This window comes from Oceanomicrobium pacificus, from assembly GCF_009833495.1.
Classification (GTDB): Bacteria; Pseudomonadota; Alphaproteobacteria; order Rhodobacterales; family Rhodobacteraceae; genus Oceanomicrobium; species Oceanomicrobium pacificus.
In genome coordinates this window covers 132,457-151,374 of the sequence record NZ_WUWG01000006.1, presented here as the reverse complement: position 1 = coordinate 151,374, position 18,918 = coordinate 132,457, and the positions used below count along the sequence as shown (strand labels likewise).

Annotated in this window: 14 protein-coding genes; 8 read left to right on the top strand and 6 right to left on the bottom strand. The window is 65.7% G+C overall.

From position 1 onward, the window contains the following. Positions 1 to 4 precede the first annotated feature (4 nt). Positions 5 to 868, top strand: coding sequence for a metal ABC transporter permease (locus GSH16_RS13750; protein WP_328803244.1), 864 nt, complete (start codon positions 5 to 7; stop codon positions 866 to 868). On the opposite strand, the gene GSH16_RS13745 is transcribed toward GSH16_RS13750, so the two are convergent. Further along, positions 865 to 1,431: a DUF4202 domain-containing protein gene (locus tag GSH16_RS13745; RefSeq protein WP_328803234.1), complete on the bottom strand. Its 567-nt coding sequence runs from the start codon at positions 1,429 to 1,431 to the stop codon at positions 865 to 867. The two genes, GSH16_RS13750 and GSH16_RS13745, sit on opposite strands and share 4 nt — an antisense overlap. Positions 1,432 to 1,556: 125 nt before the next feature. Here GSH16_RS13745 and GSH16_RS13740 point away from each other — a divergent pair, with 125 nt between their 5' ends. From GSH16_RS13740 to GSH16_RS13720, 5 genes are all read left to right on the top strand, one after another. Next, positions 1,557 to 2,219, top strand: a complete 663-nt coding sequence (locus tag GSH16_RS13740; protein WP_160856078.1) for a DUF2461 domain-containing protein — start codon at positions 1,557 to 1,559, stop codon at positions 2,217 to 2,219. Positions 2,220 to 2,241: 22 nt separating this feature from the next. Further along, on the top strand, positions 2,242 to 3,168 hold the full coding sequence (locus GSH16_RS13735; protein ID WP_160856076.1) for an ABC transporter ATP-binding protein: 927 nt from the start codon (positions 2,242 to 2,244) through the stop codon (positions 3,166 to 3,168). Then, positions 3,165 to 3,926 carry an ABC transporter permease gene (locus tag GSH16_RS13730; RefSeq protein WP_160856074.1) on the top strand — a complete coding sequence of 254 codons (762 nt, stop codon included), beginning with the start codon at positions 3,165 to 3,167 and terminating at the stop codon, positions 3,924 to 3,926. The genes GSH16_RS13735 and GSH16_RS13730 overlap by 4 nt, the downstream gene beginning before the upstream one ends. A 72-nt stretch (positions 3,927 to 3,998) precedes the next feature. Continuing rightward, complete coding sequence (locus GSH16_RS13725; protein ID WP_160856072.1) at positions 3,999 to 5,867, top strand: glycerophosphodiester phosphodiesterase; 1,869 nt, start codon at positions 3,999 to 4,001, stop codon at positions 5,865 to 5,867. Positions 5,868 to 5,874: 7 nt separating this feature from the next. Continuing rightward, entirely contained in the window at positions 5,875 to 6,483 is a 609-nt protein-coding gene (locus GSH16_RS13720; protein ID WP_160856070.1) for a hypothetical protein, read from the top strand. Here GSH16_RS13720 and GSH16_RS13715 read toward each other — a convergent pair. After that, complete coding sequence (locus GSH16_RS13715) at positions 6,429 to 6,950, bottom strand: MarR family winged helix-turn-helix transcriptional regulator (RefSeq protein WP_235913224.1); 522 nt, start codon at positions 6,948 to 6,950, stop codon at positions 6,429 to 6,431. The two genes, GSH16_RS13720 and GSH16_RS13715, sit on opposite strands and share 55 nt — an antisense overlap. 127 nt (positions 6,951 to 7,077) lie before the next feature. Here GSH16_RS13715 and hmgA point away from each other — a divergent pair, with 127 nt between their 5' ends. Next, on the top strand, positions 7,078 to 8,400 hold the full coding sequence (hmgA, locus tag GSH16_RS13710) for a homogentisate 1,2-dioxygenase (RefSeq protein ID WP_160856068.1): 1,323 nt from the start codon (positions 7,078 to 7,080) through the stop codon (positions 8,398 to 8,400). A gap of 52 nt (positions 8,401 to 8,452) precedes the next feature. Beyond that, the gene (locus GSH16_RS13705) at positions 8,453 to 9,475 is read left to right on the top strand and encodes a fumarylacetoacetate hydrolase family protein (RefSeq protein ID WP_160856066.1); all 1,023 of its coding nucleotides are present in this window, start codon (positions 8,453 to 8,455) and stop codon (positions 9,473 to 9,475) included. A gap of 22 nt (positions 9,476 to 9,497) precedes the next feature. On the opposite strand, the gene GSH16_RS13700 is transcribed toward GSH16_RS13705, so the two are convergent. From GSH16_RS13700 to GSH16_RS13685, 4 genes are all read right to left on the bottom strand, one after another. Further along, positions 9,498 to 14,147 (bottom strand): translocation/assembly module TamB domain-containing protein, encoded by a 4,650-nt coding sequence (locus GSH16_RS13700; RefSeq protein WP_160856064.1) that lies wholly within the window; start codon positions 14,145 to 14,147, stop codon positions 9,498 to 9,500. After that, positions 14,147 to 16,108 (bottom strand): autotransporter assembly complex protein TamA, encoded by a 1,962-nt coding sequence (locus tag GSH16_RS13695; RefSeq protein ID WP_160856062.1) that lies wholly within the window; start codon positions 16,106 to 16,108, stop codon positions 14,147 to 14,149. The genes GSH16_RS13700 and GSH16_RS13695 overlap by 1 nt, the downstream gene beginning before the upstream one ends. Before the next feature lie 122 nt (positions 16,109 to 16,230). Continuing rightward, complete coding sequence (locus GSH16_RS13690; RefSeq protein ID WP_160856060.1) at positions 16,231 to 17,598, bottom strand: glutamine synthetase family protein; 1,368 nt, start codon at positions 17,596 to 17,598, stop codon at positions 16,231 to 16,233. A 221-nt stretch (positions 17,599 to 17,819) separates the two neighbouring features. Continuing rightward, entirely contained in the window at positions 17,820 to 18,908 is a 1,089-nt protein-coding gene (locus tag GSH16_RS13685; RefSeq protein ID WP_160856058.1) for a polyamine ABC transporter substrate-binding protein, read from the bottom strand. Positions 18,909 to 18,918: the final 10 nt, after the last annotated feature.

The window sequence follows — 18,918 nt, the reverse complement described above, 5'->3', positions numbered from 1 at the left end:
CGCGCTGCTCGACACGCTGGCCCTGCCTTTCGCCTTCCCGTTCATGCAGCAGGCATTCCTGATCACGCTGGCGGCCGCACTGCCGATGGCGCTCCTGTCGAGCCTGTTGGTGCTGCGCGGATGGGCGCTGATGGGGGACGCGATCAGCCATGCGGTCCTGCCGGGCATCGTGATTGCCTATGCGCTCGGCGCGCCGCTGGTGCTGGGCGCTTTTGCGGCGGGCATGGTCTGCGCGCTCGCAACCGGCTATCTGGCGGAAAATTCCCGCGTGAAACAGGACACGGTCATGGGGGTGGTTTTTTCCGGCATGTTCGGGCTCGGGATCGTGCTCTACCGGCAGATCGAGACGGATGTGCATCTCGACCATATCCTCTTTGGCGACATGCTCGGCGTGACCTGGGGCGACGTGGTCCAGACCGCGGCCATCGCTGCGGTCATCGCGCTCATCCTGATCCTGCGGCGGCGCGATTTCATGGTGCATGCGTTCGATGCCCAGCATGCGCGCGCCATTGGCCTGCCGGTCGGCTGGCTGCATTACGGTCTGCTGGCGCTCATCTCGCTCTCGGTCGTGGCTGCGCTGAAGGCCGTGGGGCTGATCCTTGCGGTGGCGATGATCGTCGGCCCCGGCGCAATTGCCTTCCTCTGGACCCGGCGGTTCGGGCCGATGATGGCGCTGAGCGCGGCCGTCTCGCTCTTCTGTGTCTTCTTCGGGATCTATGCGAGCTTCTGGATCGACAGTGCCCCGGCACCCACCATCGTTGTGCTGATGACCCTCATCTTCATCGGCAGTTTCCTGAAGGTCAGCCTTTCGGCCCGCGCCGCCGCGCGGCGCGACGGGGCGGCACCCGCCCCGTCCGCGAGGCCTTAGCCCAGCGCCGCGTCCACGTCGGACGGCAGGCCGAGCGCCCGCGCCGCCGCCTTGCCTTCGGGCGACATTTTCCGGCCCGTCTTGGCCACGATATCGAGCACCTTTTCCTGCGGGTGCTTGGCCGCGAATGCCGCGAAATAATGCTTGATGAAAGTCAGGCAGATCACGTCCTCGAGCAGTTGCACCTGCGCGTCGCGCTTGATGCCTTCCTTGCGGATCATCCGGCCGACCGTCTCCTGATCCTCCGGCGGGTAGCCCTGCGCCGCCATGATCCCGGCCACCTCGGTCGCGTGATAGGCTTTCAGATCGTTGCGCCAGGCATGATAGCCGGCCTTCCCTTCGGGATAATCCGCACGCGGTCGCGTCCAGCGCTCCAGATGCTGGCCGCGCGCCGCGATCTGCACCAAGGGACCGGCATCGGGCGCGAACGCGTCCAGCGTCTCGGTCATCCGCTGGCCATAGAGCAGTTCCGCCGGCTGCCCTTCTTCAAAATTCGGGTCTGCTGCGTTCCTGCGGTCGATCTCTTCCAGCGTGGCGGCGAGCCTGTCTTCCTGCATCGTCATTGTCCCTGAACCTGTGGCCTGTCTCCGTCCGCCCCTCTTAGCCCAGGCCGGCGCGGCGGAACAGGCCCCTTGCCAGACCGCAACCGCCGCGCCAGCATGCGTGACGGCATCGAACGGGGGCACGGATGACCGAAACGGACGATTACCCAGCCGCGGCGCAGCGCTTCCTTTCAGAGCTTGCGCAGAACAATGATCGCGACTGGTTCACGGCGCGCAAATCCCGGTTTCAGCGCGATGTCGCGGCCCCGTCGGATGCGCTTCTCGATGATCTGGCCACTCGTTTCGGTCCCGAAATCGGCCGGACGCTCAGCCGGAAGAGTTTCCGCATGCATCGCGACCTGCGGTTTTCCAAGGACAAGACCCCCTATGTCACCCACTATCGCGCGCTCCTGCGTGACACAAGCGACCCGGAACCGGACCCCGCGCGGCCGGCCTTCTATTTCTCGCTGGAGCCGGGCGGCATCCAGCTCGGCGGGGGCGTGCTTGCTTTCGCGAAACCGGCGCTGGAGCGCTACCGCCATGCCATTGGCAACAGCGACAGTCCCCTGCTGCAACTGGCAACCGCGCTGGAGGCATCGGGCTGGCGGCTTGGCGAACCGGATCTGAAACGCGTCCCCGCGCCCTATCCCGCAGACCATCCCGACGCGCGGTTCCTGCGGCACAAGGGGTTGCACGCCTTCCGTCCCCTATCCGGCGCGGCGCCGGACGGTTCCGGCCTTTTCGCGGCTTGCGCGGCCTGCTATCAGGAGCTTGTCCCGTTCCTGCGGGCGATCGCCTCCCTGACCTGACACCCAATTGCCACGAGGATGCATGGATCCCATCGTTTCCATCAAGGCGCTGTCCAAGCGCTATGCCAACGGGTTCGAGGCCCTCAAATCCGTCACGCTCGACATCGAGAAGGGCGAGATCCTCGCGCTGCTCGGCCCCAATGGCGCGGGCAAGACCACGCTCATCTCCACGATTTGCGGGATCGTGACCCCGAGCGAGGGCAGCGTCACCGTCGCTGGGCATGACATTGTCACCGACTATCGCAAGACCCGCGCGATGATCGGCCTTGTTCCGCAGGAACTGACCACCGACGCGTTCGAGAGCGTCTTCGACACGGTCAGCTTCACCCGCGGGCTCTTCGGCAAGAAACGCGACGATGCGGTGGTGGAACGGGTGCTGAAGTCCCTGTCCCTGTGGGACAAGAAGGACAACAAAATCATGATGCTCTCGGGCGGCATGAAGCGGCGGGTGCTGATCGCCAAGGCGCTCGCGCACGAGCCCGAGATTCTGTTCCTCGACGAACCGACAGCCGGCGTCGACATGGAATTGCGCAAGGATATGTGGGAGGTCGTGCGCGACCTGCGCCGCACCGGCGTCACCATCATCTTGACCACCCACTATATCGAGGAGGCAGAGGAGATCGCCGACCGGATCGGGGTCATCAACAATGGCGAGCTGCTGCTGGTGGAGGAAAAGCAGGCGCTCATGCAGAAAATGGGCCAGAAGCAGCTGACGCTCGACCTGCAGGCGCCGCTCGATGCGCTGCCCGACAGCCTGATGGACTATGCGCTGGAACTGGGCGACGGTGGCACAAGCCTGACCTACACCTATGACACGCAGGCCAAACGCACCGGGATCACGGCGCTTCTGGGCGACCTCTCTGCCGCCGGCATCTCGTTTCGCGATCTGCGCACCTCGCAATCCTCCCTCGAAGAAATCTTCGTCAGCCTCGTAAAGGACAGCGCATGAATTTCCAGGCCGTCAAAGCGATCTACCTGTTCGAGATGGCGCGGACCTGGCGCACCATCTGGCAGAGCATCGTCTCGCCCGTTGTCTCCACCTCGCTCTATTTCGTGGTTTTCGGGTCCGCAATCGGCAGCCGGATCGAAACGGTCGAGGGCGTGTCCTACGGCGCGTTCATCGTGCCGGGCCTGATCATGCTGACGCTCCTGACCCAGAGCATCTCGAATGCCAGTTTCGGCATCTACTTCCCGAAATTCACCGGCACGATCTTCGAGATCCTGAGCGCGCCCGTCTCCTTCTTCGAGGTGGTGATCGGCTATGTCGGTGCGGCGGCCACCAAGGCGCTGATGATCGGGCTCATCATCCTGCTGACCGCGACGCTTTTCGTCGATATCCGCATTGCTCATCCGCTCTGGATGGTCGGTTTCCTCGTTCTGACAGCGATCTCCTTCAGCCTGCTCGGCTTCATCATCGGCATCTGGGCCGACAGTTTCGAGAAGTTGCAGCTTGTGCCGCTTCTGGTGGTCACACCGCTCGTCTTCCTCGGCGGGGCCTTCTATTCGATCTCGATGCTGCCGGAAGCCTGGCAGTCGGTCGCGCTGGCCAATCCGGTCGTCTACCTGATCTCCGGCTTCCGCTGGAGCTTCTTCGAGGTGTCCGACGTGCCGGTGGGCATCAGCCTCGCGATGGTGGGGCTATTCCTCGCGCTCTGCCTCGGGGTCATCTGGTGGATTTTCAAGACCGGCTACCAGCTGAAGAAATAGACACGTCAAAAGGATAGGCGGCGCGCGCGCCGCCCGTTACGATGCCTTCGATCGAAGCGGGACGGAGGCATCATGCATACAGGCTGGAACTTGTGGAAAGCGGCCTTCCTGCGCTGCCTTGGCGAATGGCGGCAGGTGCTCGTCATCTATTTGGGCTTCGTACTCCTTGGCACGATCCTGCTCTGGCCGCTCTTCGGGGCGCTGGTTCAGTTCGGGATCAGCCTCTCGGGCCAGTCTGCGGTTGCCGATCAGGATATCGCGCGCTTCCTGCTCTCTCCGGTCGGGTTCGCCGGACTGGTCGTGATCGCGGCCCTCGGCATCGCTTTCGCAGCCCTTGCCACCGCCGCGCTGATGCTCGCCGACGAGGCGGGACGCGAGGATCACCGGCTCGGGATCGTCACCGCCATGCGCCATCTGGCCGGACAGGCGCCACGTCTGATCGGCTTCACCGCCCGGCTGGTGTTGCGCGTGCTGGCGCTGGCCGCGCCCTTCGCGCTCGCCGCTTTCCTCGTCGCGCTCTTCCTGCTCACCGACTATGACATCAACTATTACCTGACCGCCCACCCGCCGGCTTTCTGGCTTGCCGTGGCGCTGATCGTCCCGATCCTGACCTTGGGCGCCATCGTGCTGGTGCGGAAGCTTCTTGCCTGGACACTGGCCCTGCCGCTGACGCTCTTCGGCCTCGCAACGCCGGCCGAAAGTTTTGCGGAAAGCCGTCGCCTGATGGAGGGCCAGCGCTGGCCCGCATTTTCGGCCTTCGCCATCTGGGCGATTGCCGGGGCCATATTGCTGGCACTTCTCGGCGCGGTGGCCGCGTTCATCGGCCATCTGGTCACTGCACCGGTGCGCCACGATCTTGGCGCGCTCGCGGTCGCCCTCGGCCTTGTCTCGCTCTTGTTCCTTGCGGGCAACCTGATCCTCTCGGCGCTGGCCACGGGCACCTTCGCCTGTCTGCTCGTCGATCTTCTCAAACGCGGCGCGCCGGATGCGGCCCTGCCCGTGATCGGTCACGCCGCCACGCCGGACGATACCCGCCGCGCCAAGCTGACGCTCCGCGTCGCCGGGCTGGCACTGGTGCTGCTCGTGGGCGGCGCGATCTGGATGGGCCACGCGTTCCTGTCGGAGATCGAGATCGAGGATCGCGCGCAGGTGATCGCCCATCGCGGGGCAGCAGGCGCACGGCCCGAGAACACGATGGACGCGGTGGAAAAGGCGATCGAGGACGGTGCCGACTGGGTCGAGATCGACGTGCAGGAGAGCGCCGACGGCGAGATTGTCGTCTTCCATGACAGCGACTTCATGAAACTGTCAGGCGATCCGGTCACGATCTGGGATGCGACGCGCGCGGATCTCGACCGGCTCGATATCGGCAGCTGGTTCGGCCCGGACTATGCCGACGCGCGGGTGCCGCTCCTCCGCGATGTGCTGGACGCGGCCAAGGGCCGGGCGAAGGTGCTGATCGAGTTGAAATATTACGGCCATGACCAGCAGCTGGAAGCCCGCGTGGCCGAGATTGTCGAAGCGGCGGGCATGGTCGATCATGTCATGCTCATGTCGCTCAAATATGAGGGCGTGCAGAAGATGAAGGCGCTGCGGCCCGATTGGCAGGTCGGCCTGCTCGCGGCCACCGCCATTGGCGACCTGTCGGGGCTGGAGGCCGATTTTCTGGCCGTGAACAGCGGGATCGCGAGCCCCGGCTTTATCCGTCGCGCCCATGCGGCCGGAAAACCGGTTCTCGTCTGGACGGTCAACAGCGCGCTCGATCTGAACCGCTATACCGGCTTCGGGGTCGACGGGCTGATTACCGACGAACCGGCCCTCGCGCGGTCTGTTCTGGCGGAGCGGGCGGAACTGACCACGACCGAGCGGCTGCTCCTGCTTGTGGCGACGCTCTTTGGAAATGACGCCCCGCCCAACGCCTACCGCGATGCGTCGCCCTGAGATGCGCATGTCTCGGGTCATCTCGATCGGCGTGGCGCTCGGCCTGCCCGTCCTGCCAGCCGCCCTGCCCGCGCAGGACCGCAGCGCAGAGGAAGAAGGCCGCATGGGCGGGCTGCATCGCCGGTTCGAGCGCCCCGCGCATGAGGATCTGGCCGAGGTCCGGTCCCGCACCGGCGCAACACTCGCCCCGTTCACGACGGACGGCTGTTCGGGCGGCATGTCGGCCAGCTGGGAACTGCTCGCCCGCGAGTTTCCGTCACTGGCCGAGGATATCGGGCAGAAACCGCCCTGGGCCGAATGCTGTGTCATTCACGACCGGGCCTATCACGAAGGCGGGTCGGACCCCGATCCGGATGCCAGCTATGACGCACGGCTGCAGGCCGACCGGCAGCTGGAGGCTTGCGTCACCGGCTGGGACGATGCCGAAGCCGCCCGCCTGCGCGCGCGCCACGGGCTGGATCGGGACGACTGGACGCGCTTGATGGCGCTCACAGCCGGGTCCATGTATCTGGCCGTGCGGGCCGGCGGCGGGCCCTGCACCGGACTGCCGTGGCGCTGGGGCTATGGCTGGCCCGATTGCGGCTGGTTCGCGGATGATCCGTCCCCGTCCGACTGATCTGCATTCCGGTCTCCGGCCGCTCGCGCGGCGGCCTCCATCGCATCCAGTTCCGTATCGAGCGCGTCGAGCCCTGCCATGAGAGCGGCCTGCGCGTCTGCATCCCCGAGCCGTGCCTCGAAGGCACGTGCAAGCGGCACGATGCGGCCATAGAGCGCCTGCCCTTCTCCGGTCAGCGCGATGGCGACCAGCCGGCGGTCGGTGCTGACCGGCGCCTTTTCCACCAAGCCGCGCAGCCGCAGCCGGTCGACCGCCCGGCTGACGGCCGGCCGGTCGAGATCGGTCCGCGCCGCGAGATCCCGCACCGTCACCGGTGAGGCCTGCGCCAGATGCGCAATGATCCGCCATTCGTGGATCGAGATGTCGAACCGCGCCTGATAGGCGGCGGCCAGCATCCGGCTTGTCCGCGCGGCCAGCACCGCCAGCCGGTAGGGCAGAAACCCGTCGAGATCGAGCGGTTCGTCCATAGGGTCCGCATCCTTTCCCATCAGCACCTTGACTTCATTTCATTTGCAATGAAATGATTTATGCTCCACGATACGCGCATCCGGCAGCGCTTTGCAAGGCGCTTGCCGGCGCGCAAAGGAGGCACTCATGGCTGCAACTTCCACGCCCGCCGGATACATGCCGGGATTCGGCAATGATTTCGAAACGGAGGCCCTGCCCGGCGCCCTGCCCGAGGGGCAGAACTCGCCGCAGCGCTGCGCCTACGGCCTCTATGCCGAACAACTGTCCGGCACGCCCTTTACCGCGCCGAGCCACCAGAACGAGCGGACATGGTGCTACCGCATCCGACCCTCGGTCCGCCACACGGGCCGGTTTTCGCGCATTCCCGTTCCCTACTGGCGGACGGCGCCTGCGATCGACCCCGACATCCAGTCGCTCGGCCAGTTCCGCTGGGACCCGCTGCCGCTGCCCGACGCGCCGCAGGATTTCCTCGACGGGATCCGCACGATGACGACGGCGGGGGATGTGAACACGCAGGTCGGGCTAGCCATCCATGCCTATCTGGCCACCGCGGACATGCAGGACCGGTTCTTCTATTCCGCCGACAGCGAGCTTCTTCTGGTGCCGCAGGAGGGCCGGTTGCGGATCGACACCGAACTCGGCCGGATCGATCTGGAGCCGCTGGAAATTGCGGTCCTGCCGCGCGGCATGGTCTTCCGCGTCACCCTGCCGGACGGGCCGGCCCGCGGGTTCATCTGCGAGAATTACGGTGCCAAGTTCACCTTGCCCGGCCGCGGGCCGATCGGTGCCAACTGTCTGGCCAACCCGCGTGACTTCCGCACGCCCGAGGCCCGGTTCGAGGAGGTCGACCGCTCCTGCCAACTGGTCGTCAAATGGTGCGGCGAGTTCCACGCGACCGATCTGCCGCACAGCCCGCTCGACGTCGTCGCCTGGCACGGCAACTACGCGCCCTGCAAATACGACCTGCGCAGTTTCTCGCCCGTGGGTGCGATCCTCTTCGACCATCCCGATCCGTCGATCTTCACCGTGCTGACCGCGCCGTCGGGCGTCGAGGGGACCGCCAATATCGACTTCGTCATCTTCCCCGAACGCTGGCTGCCGGCGGAAAACACCTTCCGCCCGCCCTGGTATCACAAGAACATCATGTCCGAATTCATGGGCAATGTGCATGGCATCTACGATGCCAAGCCGGAAGGGTTCGTGCCGGGCGGCATGAGCCTCCACAATATGATGCTGCCGCATGGTCCTGACACGGACGCGTTCGAGAAGGCCAGCACGGAGGACCTGAAACCGGTCAAGCTGACCGACACGATGTCCTTCATGTTCGAGACGCGCTTTCCCCAGCACCTCACCCCGTTTGCGGCCGGAGAGGCGCCGTTACAGGACCGCTATCTCGATTGCTGGACCGGCCTAAAGAAACGATTCGATGGAACGCCCGATCCGTGGTGAGATGGTCCGAAAGAAAACAGGCGCATCCGCGCCAAACGGGGAAGGATCGTCCATGAAACTGGCAACGCTCGATGATGGCAGCCGCGACGGGCGGCTGGTCTGCGTGTCGCGCAACCTCGCATGGTGTACCGGCGTCGGGCATATCGCGCCCACGCTGCAAGCCGCGCTCGATGCGTGGGACGATGTCGCGCCCAAGCTGGAAGCCGTCGCCGCCGGTGTGGAAAGCGGCAGCCAGCCGCTGGAGCGGTTTCACGAACGGCTCGCCCGCGCCCCCCTGCCGCGCGCCTATCAATGGGCGGACGGGTCGGCCTACGTCAATCACGTCGCACTTGTGCGCCGCGCCCGCGGCGCCGAGATGCCGGAACGGTTCTGGACCGACCCGCTCCTCTATCAGGGCGGCTCGGACGGATTCCTCGGACCACGCGACCCGATCCCGCAGCCCGAACCGGACTGTGATCTGGACTGCGAGGGCGAGATTGCCGTCATCACCGGAGATGTGCCGATGGGTTGCAGCGCCGAGGATGCGCGCGGTCTGATCCGGCTCGTCATGCTCTGCAATGACGTCTCCTTGCGGGCGCTCATCCCCGACGAACTGGCCAAGGGGTTCGGTTTCTTCCAGTCGAAACCGGCGTCGGCCTTCTCTCCGGTCGCGGTGACACCGGACGCGCTCGGCGCGGCATGGCGCGACGGGCGGCTGCACCTGCCGCTCCATGTCGACCTGAATGATGCTCCGCTCGGGCGGGCGGAGGCCGGGGAAGACATGATCTTCGATTTCGGCACGCTCATTGCCCATGCCGCACGGACGCGGGCGCTCGGGGCGGGCACCATCATCGGGTCGGGCACCGTCTCCAACACCGGGCCGGGCGGCGCCGACGATCCGGGCCTGCCCCTGGCCGAGGGCGGGCGCGGCTACAGTTGCATCGCCGAACAGCGCGTCGTCGAACTGCTTCGCCACGGCGCGGCCAGTACGCCCTTCCTCGCAACTGGCGACCGGGTGCGGATCGAGATGAAGGATGCGGACGGCCAGTCCATTTTCGGTGCGATCGAGCAGGAGGTCGTGGCGGCGGGCACCTGAGCACCCGCCTGCGCGCTACGTCTTAATAGTCGCGCTCGAAGAACAGGCCGATCGAACTGTCGCCGCGATTGTCCACCGTGCCGCGTGCCCGGATGCTGCGCGTGATGTCGAGGTTGATGATCGCCTCCGTGCGGCCCTCCGACCCGGCCTCGATCTCCAGATAGATATTGTCGTTGATATAGGTGCCGCCGCGCACCGCGGCCTTGCCCTCGTCATCGGTGACCAGTTCCAGATCGTCGAGACCCGTCGCATCGCGCAGGCCGCCCGTCAGGCCGCCGCCCCCGCCCCGCCCGATGGAGGCTGCCGAAGCCGCGATGGACGCAACCTGGAAGGTGGTCAGTTCGTTGACCGAACGCCCGAACAGAAGCTGGGCAAGGATCTCGTCCTGCGGCAGCGGCGGGCTGGAGGTGAAAGTGATTTCGGGCGCGGAGGCGCGGCCCGTCACATTGACGAACGCATCCACATTGTCGCCCCGGTTGCCGGCAACGAAGCGGATTTCCGGGTCCAGATCACCGATCAGCCGGACCTCGCCCTCGATCAGGTCTATGCGCTGGCCGCCAAAGGTGAAGCGCCCGCGGATCAGCTGGACCGACCCGATCGTCACCGGCGCCGCCGTGGTGCCCTGCAAGCTCATCTGGCCACCGAGTTCCGCATCGAGCCCGAGCCCGCGGACGAACACGCGCGCCGGTGCGTTGACGGTCAGGTCGAACGCGATGGGAACGCCGCCGCCGCCCTCATCCGGCCGGTCATAATCGTCCCCAAGCGCGCGGCGCAATGTCTCGTCCACCGGACGGGAGGGGCGGATATGCTGGACTTTCAGCAGCGTATCGGAGCCGGGCGGCAGGTTCGCCAGCGCGATCTCCGCCTCATTCACATTGATCGTGCCGGCAATCAGCGGACCGGATGTCAGGGCGCCGGTGACGGTGATCTGGCCGTCCACCTCGGTCGTCAGGAACTGCCCGTCCGAATAGGTGGCCTGATTGAACCGCACCGTCAGGTCGGTAGGAATGCCGGGCGACGTCAGGCCGACCGAACCGCCGATATCGATCGTGCCACCCGCTGTGAGCCGTGCCTGCGCCTGATTGATCGTGGCGGTGCCGTTGTTGATCGAAATCTGGGCCGTCAGCGGTGATATCTCCACATTGGTGGTCGGATCGAAAACCGTCAGGTTGCCGGTCGACACAGAGCCGTTGAGGCTCGGCGCAGTGAGCGCCCCGCCGACCGACAGGTCGGCCGAAATCGTCCCGCCGAACCGGGGCGCACCCGCCCCCATCACGGCGGTTGCAATGATGGCCGGCACCTGCGCGGTGGCGGTCAGGTCAAGCGGGCTGCCGTCGAGCGGCACGGTTCCCGACGCCGACCCGGTCAGCCCGTTGGCGCCGCGCAGGTCGAGGGCGGCCACGGTCAGTGTCTGCCCCGCGAAACTACCGCTTGCCGATGCTTCCAGCCCGCTGATTCCGATTTCGCGGAATTGCGCCGTGCTGACGCCGCTGGCTGTCAGGTCAAATTCGGCCTGCGGGTCGGTCAGGGTGCCGCCCAGCGTGGCCGATCCGCTCACGGTTCCGCCAAACCCCTGCCCCGGCACGAAAGCGTTGGCATAAGCGACGGGGAAAGCCGCGATCTGGGCCGAACCGGACAGGTCGCCGGTCTTCGGCGCGAAGGTCACATCCGCGTCGAGCGCCAGCCCCTCGTCCGAGCCGACATTGGCCGTCACGGCGACTTGCTCGGTCGATGCGGTGCCGGTCAGCGCCACATCCACGGTTCCCGCTGCGGCTGCTGCCGCCAGCCCGATATCATCGCCGGTCAGGTCGAGGGTGGCCTCTGGTGCATCCCGTGGACCGCCGACCGCCACTGTTCCCGAAACGAAGCCGCTCGCCCCGAGATTGGGCACGAACGGATTGACCAACGCGACGGGAACCGCATCGAGCCGCGCGGTTGCGTCGATCTCGGGGCCGAGCTCGGCCTCCAGCGCCAGCCGGCCCTCGCCCGCCAGAAACCGCGCCTCGTCCAACGAAATGGTCCCGCCCGACATGGAAAGCCGCGTCGGCGCCGTCAGCGACAGAAGCGGCTCGCCCTTGGCGACGGTGAGCGATTGCAGATCGACGGTCACGCCCGGCTCGGTCAGCGCCACATCGGCCACCGTATCAAGCTGCAGGCCCTGCATGAGCGCGGCATCGACCACGAGCCGCGTCGCCCCGCCCTGCCCGGTCGCATCGACCGACACGGACGGGATCACCTGCCCCGCAACGCCGATGGTTTGCGCATCGATCTGCCCCTGCAGGACGAGCGCGCCGAACAGGTCCGTCGCCGTGATGTCGGCCGTGGCCACGGCCACGGTCACCCCGAACGCCTCGATCTCGGCCAGATCGGCATCGAGCGTGGCCGCCTGCCCCGACGGCTCGGGGGACAGGGTGAGCTTGCCGTTCATCTGGCCGGCCAGATCGATCCCGACCATCCGGCCGAGATTGGCCAGGTCCGGCACGGCAAGCGCCAGCGTAGACTGAATCGCCGGACCTTCGGAATAGACCAGATCGCCGGCCAGTGCGGCATCGGCGACCCGCAGGTCGAGCCCGTCGAGCGAGATGACACCATCCGTGTCAAGCGCGGCGGCAAGGGTCACGGCCTCTCCGGCCAGCGCCGCGTCGCCGGAAATGTCGCCCGCCAGTGCGGCACCGTCGAGCGTTCCCTCGAAATCGAGCTTGAGCGCGCTGAGCGGTTGCCCGACAACCGTGCCCTCGGTCACCAGCACCTGCACGGCCAGCGGTTTCGGCCCCTCTGACCCGGCCAAATCAATCGAGAGATCCGCAGCCCCGGTCACGGCCGTTCCGGCCACCAGAGCCAGATCGCTCAGACCCGCGTCAAGCGTGGCGGAAATGCCGGTTGATGCCAGCGCTGCTTCGCCGTTGGCCGTCAGTTGCGGGTTCTCCAGCGTCAGGCCGTCGATGCGCAGCCCGGTTTCGTCCCGTACCGCCTGACCGGAAAGCTTGGTTTCGCCTGCCAGCACCGCATCAGCCTGCGCGATGCCGGTTGCGAGGTTGGAGCCCGTACCGTCGAGCGCCAGATCGAAGGCGCCCGAAAGCGGTGTCACGGTGCCCGACAGGCCCAGATCGAGCGCCCCGTCGAGCGCCATTCCGGTCAGCGGTGCGAGCGTCTCCATATCCGGCACACGCGCCTGCAGCGCTCCGGTGAAGAGCCCCTCGAACATCTCGCCCGCAAGGGCAATTACCGACCCCGCGCCGAGCAGTTGCGCCTCGCTGAAGACGACCGGCGCGCCCGAGGCCCATCTGCCGCGAGCGATCAGGTCGATACCCTCCGACACGGTCTCGTTGATCGCGACCGATCCGGTGTCGATCCCGTCGACCCGGCCCTCGACATCGAAACTGAGCGCCCGCGTGCCGGGTGAGGAGAGGTTCTCGGCCTCCCCGAACCCGACCAGTTCGGCCGCCCCGATCGAGACCGCCTCCGAGCGCAGGTCGGTCACGGTCAGCGCCGCCTCCCAGCCTGGCCCGTCCGCCGATCCGAGCGCTGCTTCCAGCGTGATATCGGCCACCGATGCGCCATTGGCGAAGGGCAGGACCACGGGCTGGCCGTTGCCCTGCGAGATATCCGCCGACAGGGCGATCTGTTCGGGAAACCAGTCCGGCGACGTGGCAAGCGCTGCGGACAGGGTCATGGCGGCGGTCCGCAGATCGGCCTCGGTCAGGATGATCCCACCGCCCGTGGGCAGCACACCGGCGGTCGACAGCGCCGTGCGGCCACGGAAGAACGGATCCAGTTCCGGCGGCGTCAGCATTTCGAGCTGTGCCAGAATATCCGCGTCGAAAGACAGACCGCTTTCGTCACCGCGCAGCGAGATCAGCCCGTCGACAACTCGGGTGGCCCGCGCATCGAGCGACAGATCGAGGTCGAGATCATCGAGCGGTCCGGCACCGGCAAGCCGCAACCGGATTGCGGGGCGACGCTCCACATCGAGCAGGCTGACCAGAATCCCATCCGGCCCCTCGGACAGGAGAAGGTCCATGTCCACGTCGCGGCTCTCGCCTACATAGTCGAGGCGCAGGTCGAGCCGCCCCGACCCCGTGCCCATCTCCACGATATCGAGGTCGGTGCTCAGGTCGCCGTTTGCAAGCGTCAGGTTCCCGTCGAGCGACAGCGCGGCCGGGCGGCCTATCACCTGTTCGCCAATGTCGATCTCGCCGGCTTTCAGGGACCCGATATTGATGGCCACGGGCAGGTCGGGCAGCGCGAAGGGCTTGGCCTCGGGATCGGGTACCGCATCCGGGTCCGGCAGCGGTTTGCGCAGCATCGTGATCCGCTCGGCGGAAAACTCGTTGATGTTGAGCCGTCCGCGCAACAGGGCCAGACGGTTCCAGTCCATCAGGATATTGTCGATCCGCAGCCAGACGCCCTGTTCATCGGAGACAGTGATCGCCTCGATCCGTCCATTGGATGACAGGACGCCGTCCACGCCCTGCAGGCGGATCTGCCGCGTGGGCGATGAAATCGTGTCCTCCAGAAACCGGACGATGCGCGAATTGCTCTGTGCCGGCGTCAGTTCATCCGCCGGTTCGGCGGCTTGCGTCTCGACGCTGTCCACCGCCTCGTCCGTGCCCTGCGCCACGGCCACACCGACGCCCAGAAGCAGCGCCGCGATGATCCCAAGCCCCCGCATCAGAACGCCTGCCCGATGCCGATATAGACACCATATTTCGGGTCGCCGTCCCGCCGGTTCAGCGGTGCGGCCAGATCGAGCCGCAACACGCCGACGGAGGTGAAGTAGCGCACGCCCGCGCCGGCACCGAAATAGACATCCTCGTCAAAGGTCGGAACGACGTCCGCGCCCACATGGGCGGCATCGACAAAGGCTGCCAGCCCGAAGGGCGAGTTGCGCCGGACCCGGAGTTCCGCCGATCCCTCGACCAGCGACCGGCCGCCGAGCGTGCCGACACCCGGCACGTCGACACCGATCCCCTGGAACGGATAGCCGCGCACCGATCCGCCGCCACCGGCGAAGAAGAGATTGTCGGGCGAGGTTTCCGCCAGGCTTGCCCCCGGCACGGTGCCCAGCTTCAGCCGGCCCGCCAGAACCCAGTTCTTCGACTCCCCGAACCCGTAATAGCCGCGCCCCTCCACCGTGGTGCGCACCGACTGGTTGTCGAAGGAAAACTCGTAGAACGGCTTGGCCTCGACATCGATGAAATAGCCCTCCCTCGGGTCTTGGAAATCGTCACGTTCGTCGAGCGTCAGCCCGCCGATCAGCCCGAAGGTGGAGAAGTCGCGCGTGCCCAGATCATCCTCGAACCGCGCCCGGTTGCCGAAGACCGACAGCCGCCCGCGGACGCGTTCGTCGCGCACATAGTTGAGGCCCGCACTGAACTCGACGGACCGCTCGCGATAGTTTTCCAGATCTTCCTGCTGGGCGCGGGCGATCAGTTCCAGATCGGTGTCAGGGTTGATGATGCCGGGCTTGGTGAATGTGCCCTGGAACAGGTAGCTGAAGGTGCCGAGCCCCTCTTCCAGCTGCAGGTCCTCGGCCTTCAGGTCCTTGATGATGAAGTCGAAGCGCAGCCGCTCCGCCCGCCCGAACAGGTTGCGATGGAGCCAGTAGGCCTCCAGCCCGATCCCGTCGATGGACGAGACAGAACCACCGAAGCCGATCCGGCGCGGTTTGCGGTCCTCGACCTCGATGTTGATCGGCTGGACGTTGCTGTTCGTGTCGGGTTCCTGAATCTGCACGGCGCTGAACACCCCGAGCCGGCTCAGCCGGTCACTCGCCCGCTTGATCAGGTCAGGATCGAACTCCTCCCCCGGTTCGAGGCCTGCCATGTAGATGATGAAGTCCCGGTCGACGCGCGTCGTGCCCGAACTGGTTACTGGACCGAAGACCATGCGCGGCCCCGGCTGGATGCCGATCGTCACGTCGAGCCGTTCCTCCGGATGGAAGGCGAGCACCTCTTCCTCCACCACTTCGGCCTTGGCGTGCCCCTGCTGGCGCCACAGTTCCACATTATAGGCCCCGACCGCCGGGATGATGTCCGAATAGGCGCGGGCGCCGGGACGGAAATCAAGCTCCTCGGGCTTCTCCACCTCATCATCCGGCGTCACCCGCGTGGGTGCGGGGTTGATGACGCGCGCGGTGCCGAAACGGAAGGTCTCTCCCGACTGCACGTCGATCACGATGCTGACCTTCGACGGCATCCGCTGCAAGGGGGAGATATCGGCGGCCTCCTGCCCGTTGATACGGATGGAGATGACGCCGTTGTAATAGGCGCGCCGGTAGAGCGTGGCGAGGATATTGGTGTAATCGTTATTGGCCTTGGCAAGCAGGCCGGTCGTTCCCGGAACGGCGTCACCCTCATCCCCGATGAGGCGCGATGCATCCCGCACCCGGCCCTCGATCACATCATCCTTGCGCCCCGACGGGCCGCGGAAACGGAAGGTGGTGGTGTAGGTGACGGGGTTCTCGATCTCGGATTCGACCTCGTCGCCCTCAAAGATCTTCAGGCCGAAAATCTCAATCGCTGCAGCGGGTTGCGGTGCAAGCAGGCTGAAAAGGACCAGAAACCGGAGCGCCGCGCCGCGCCACCCCGTGCGGGGTATTCCACGATAGCCAGAACCGACAGCCTGCCCCATGTCTTCCCCTTTGCCCCTTGGGATCACGCAACCCTAGCGCCTTCGCGCATCGGGTCAAAGGGGGATTGCCCGCATCCCTGCAGATGCGGGCCGGAGCGACACGTTTTCGCTACACGTTTGCGTCAGACGTTGAGCAGAAGATGCTCCCGCTCCCAGGGCGAGATCACCTTCATGAACTCCTCCACCTCCTGCTTCTTGGTCGCGATATAGACCGAGCAGAACTCCTGTCCGAGGATTTCCTTGATCGCCGGGAACTGGTCGAAAAGCTCGATCCCTTCGAGCAGGTCGCGCGGCAATGCGCGCGGCATGTCATAGGCCTCGCCGTCGATCGACGGGCGCGGCGTCTCGCCGTTTTTCATCCCGACATAGCCGCAGGCAAGGCTTGCAGCGATCGCAATGTAGGGGTTGGCATCCATGCCAATCACCCGGTTTTCCACCCGGCGGGCAGCGGGGTTGGCAATCGGGATGCGCAGGCCCGTGGTGCGGTTGTCGCTGCCCCATTCGAGGTTGATCGGTGCCGAGCCGCTGGCCACAAACCGGCGGTAGCTGTTCACATAAGGCGCCAGCATGCAGATGACCGTCGCCAGATGGTTCTGCTGGCCGGCGAGGAACCCGTAGAACAGGTCCGTTGGCTCGTCATCGGGTCCGTTGAACAGGTTGGCACCGGTCTCCAGATCGGTGACCGACTGGTGGATATGCATGGCGCTGCCCGGCTCGTCGGCCATCGGCTTGGCCATGAAGGTCGCGAAACAGCCATGACGCAGCGCGGCCTCGCGGATGGTGCGTTTGAAGACGAAGACCTGATCGGCGAGCTTCAGCGGATCGCCATGCAGGAAGTTGATCTCGATCTGCCCGGCGCCGCCTTCCTGAATGATCGTGTCGATCTCGATCCCCTGCGCTTCGGCGAAATCGTAAATATCGTCGATCACCGGTCCATATTCGTCGACCGCCATCATCGAATAGGCCTGCCGCGACACAACGCGTCGTCCGGTCCGGCCCATCGGCGGCTCGATCGGCTGGTTCGGGTCGAGATTGGGCTTGGTGAGGTAGAATTCCATCTCCGGCGCGACAACCGGCGCCCAGCCTTCCGCCTTGTAGAGATCGAGCACCTTGCGCAGCACGTTGCGCGGGGCAAGCTCCACCGGCCGGCCTTCGAGGTCAACAATATCGTGGATGACCTGGATCGTGATGTCGCCCGCCCATGGCATGGCCGTGGCCGCGTCATAGTCGGGCACGAGCACCATGTCCGATTCGGTCCACTGGTTGGCGATATCCATGTCCACATAGTCGCCCGCGATGCTCTGATAGAAGATCGACTTGGGCAGGAAGGTGCGGTCGCCCTTGGCGAATTTCGCGCTCGGCATCGCCTTGCCGCGCGAGATGCCGGGAATGTCGGCGATCACGCATTCCACTTCTTCGATACGTTGGCCATCGAGCCACTCCTGCAAGGGCTGCGGGAGACGGGCGATGAAATCGGTCGGGCTGACCATGGGATATCCTTCTTGGTTTTTTTCGGACATGAGTGGGTCCGGTCGGGATGCCCCACCCGTATCCAGGCTCTGACGCCTGTGCCGCCGGTGATCCAGCGGCCCTGCCGGGGGGACGGGCGCGGCAAACATCCGGCCCTCTTCTGGAAAGGCCCGCGGCACAGTCTGCGCCGCGGGCCGGTATCAGGGGCCGCCCGCGCGTCACGGGCAGCCGGAATCGAGCCTTACTGGCCGGTTTTCACCTTGGTCCAGAGGCGGGTCACGACGCGGTCGGTCTTGGCGTCATAGACCTTGGCCGCCCAGAGACGCGATTTGGCTTCCTCGGAGGGGAAGATGCCCGTGTCGGAGGTGATTTCCTCGTCGACCAGCGGCATCGAGGCCTCGTTGGCATTCGCGTACCAGACATAGTTGGTGATGTCGGCGGTGATCTGCGCGTCCATCACGAAGTTGATGAACTGGTGCGCGGCCTCGGGATTCGGCGCGTCGGCCGGAATGGCCATCATGTCGAACCACTGCAGGGCGCCTTCTTTGGGGATCTCGTAGACCACCTCGACGCCATTCTCCGCTTCGTCGGCACGGGCCTGGGCCTGGAAGACATCGCCGGACCAGCCGACAGCCACGCAGATCTCGCCATTGGCGAGGTCGGAAATATACTGCGAGGAATGGAAGTAGCGCACATGCGGGCGCACTTTTTCCAGCAGCGCGGCACCGGCCTCGAAATCTTCCTTGTTGGTCGACTGCGGGTCGAGGCCGAGATAGTTCATCGCCGCGGGCAGCATTTCGGTCGGCGCGTCGAGCATCGAGATGCCGCAATCGGCCAGCTTGGCTGCATTCTCTTCCTCGAAGATCAGCGCCCAGCTGTCGGTCGGCGCATCGTCGCCGAGCCGCTCGGCCACCATGCCGGCATTGTAGCCGATACCAGTCGTGCCCCACATGTAGATGACGGCATGTTCGTTGCCAGCATCATATGCAGCGGCGTTTTCCATCAGCGCCGCGTCCATGTTGGACAGGTTCGGCAGCTTCGACTTGTCGAGCTTCTGATAGACGCCTGCCGCGATCTGGCGCTGCAGGAAGTCGGAGGTCGGCACGACGATGTCATAGCCGGAATTGCCGGCCAGCATCTTGGCTTCCAGCACCTCGTTGCTGTCGAACACGTCGTAATTGACCTTGATGCCGGTCTCCGCCTCGAACTTCTCGATCGTGTCCTCGGCGATATAGTCGGACCAGTTGTAGACGTTCAGCACATTGTCCTGTGCCGAAACGGCCGTTGCGAGGCTGACGATCGCGGTCGCTAGCGCAACAGAGTGTTTCATTCCTTGGCTC

Bases quoted from the DNA above. Each gene is read 5' to 3' on its own strand.
- GSH16_RS13690 (WP_160856060.1), bottom strand. From the start codon at position 17,598: ATGGTCAGCCCGACCGATTTCATCGCCCGTCTCCCGCAGCCCTTGCAG.
- GSH16_RS13725 (WP_160856072.1), top strand. From the start codon at position 3,999: ATGCATACAGGCTGGAACTTGTGGAAAGCGGCCTTCCTGCGCTGCCTT.
- GSH16_RS13705 (WP_160856066.1), top strand. From the start codon at position 8,453: ATGAAACTGGCAACGCTCGATGATGGCAGCCGCGACGGGCGGCTGGTC.
- GSH16_RS13700 (WP_160856064.1), bottom strand. From the start codon at position 14,147: ATGCGGGGGCTTGGGATCATCGCGGCGCTGCTTCTGGGCGTCGGTGTG.
- GSH16_RS13745 (WP_328803234.1), bottom strand. From the start codon at position 1,431: ATGACGATGCAGGAAGACAGGCTCGCCGCCACGCTGGAAGAGATCGAC.
- GSH16_RS13715 (WP_235913224.1), bottom strand. From the start codon at position 6,950: ATGGACGAACCGCTCGATCTCGACGGGTTTCTGCCCTACCGGCTGGCG.
- hmgA (WP_160856068.1), top strand. From the start codon at position 7,078: ATGGCTGCAACTTCCACGCCCGCCGGATACATGCCGGGATTCGGCAAT.
- GSH16_RS13735 (WP_160856076.1), top strand. From the start codon at position 2,242: ATGGATCCCATCGTTTCCATCAAGGCGCTGTCCAAGCGCTATGCCAAC.
- GSH16_RS13695 (WP_160856062.1), bottom strand. From the start codon at position 16,108: ATGGGGCAGGCTGTCGGTTCTGGCTATCGTGGAATACCCCGCACGGGG.
- GSH16_RS13720 (WP_160856070.1), top strand. From the start codon at position 5,875: ATGTCTCGGGTCATCTCGATCGGCGTGGCGCTCGGCCTGCCCGTCCTG.
- GSH16_RS13740 (WP_160856078.1), top strand. From the start codon at position 1,557: ATGACCGAAACGGACGATTACCCAGCCGCGGCGCAGCGCTTCCTTTCA.
- GSH16_RS13685 (WP_160856058.1), bottom strand. From the start codon at position 18,908: ATGAAACACTCTGTTGCGCTAGCGACCGCGATCGTCAGCCTCGCAACG.
- GSH16_RS13730 (WP_160856074.1), top strand. From the start codon at position 3,165: ATGAATTTCCAGGCCGTCAAAGCGATCTACCTGTTCGAGATGGCGCGG.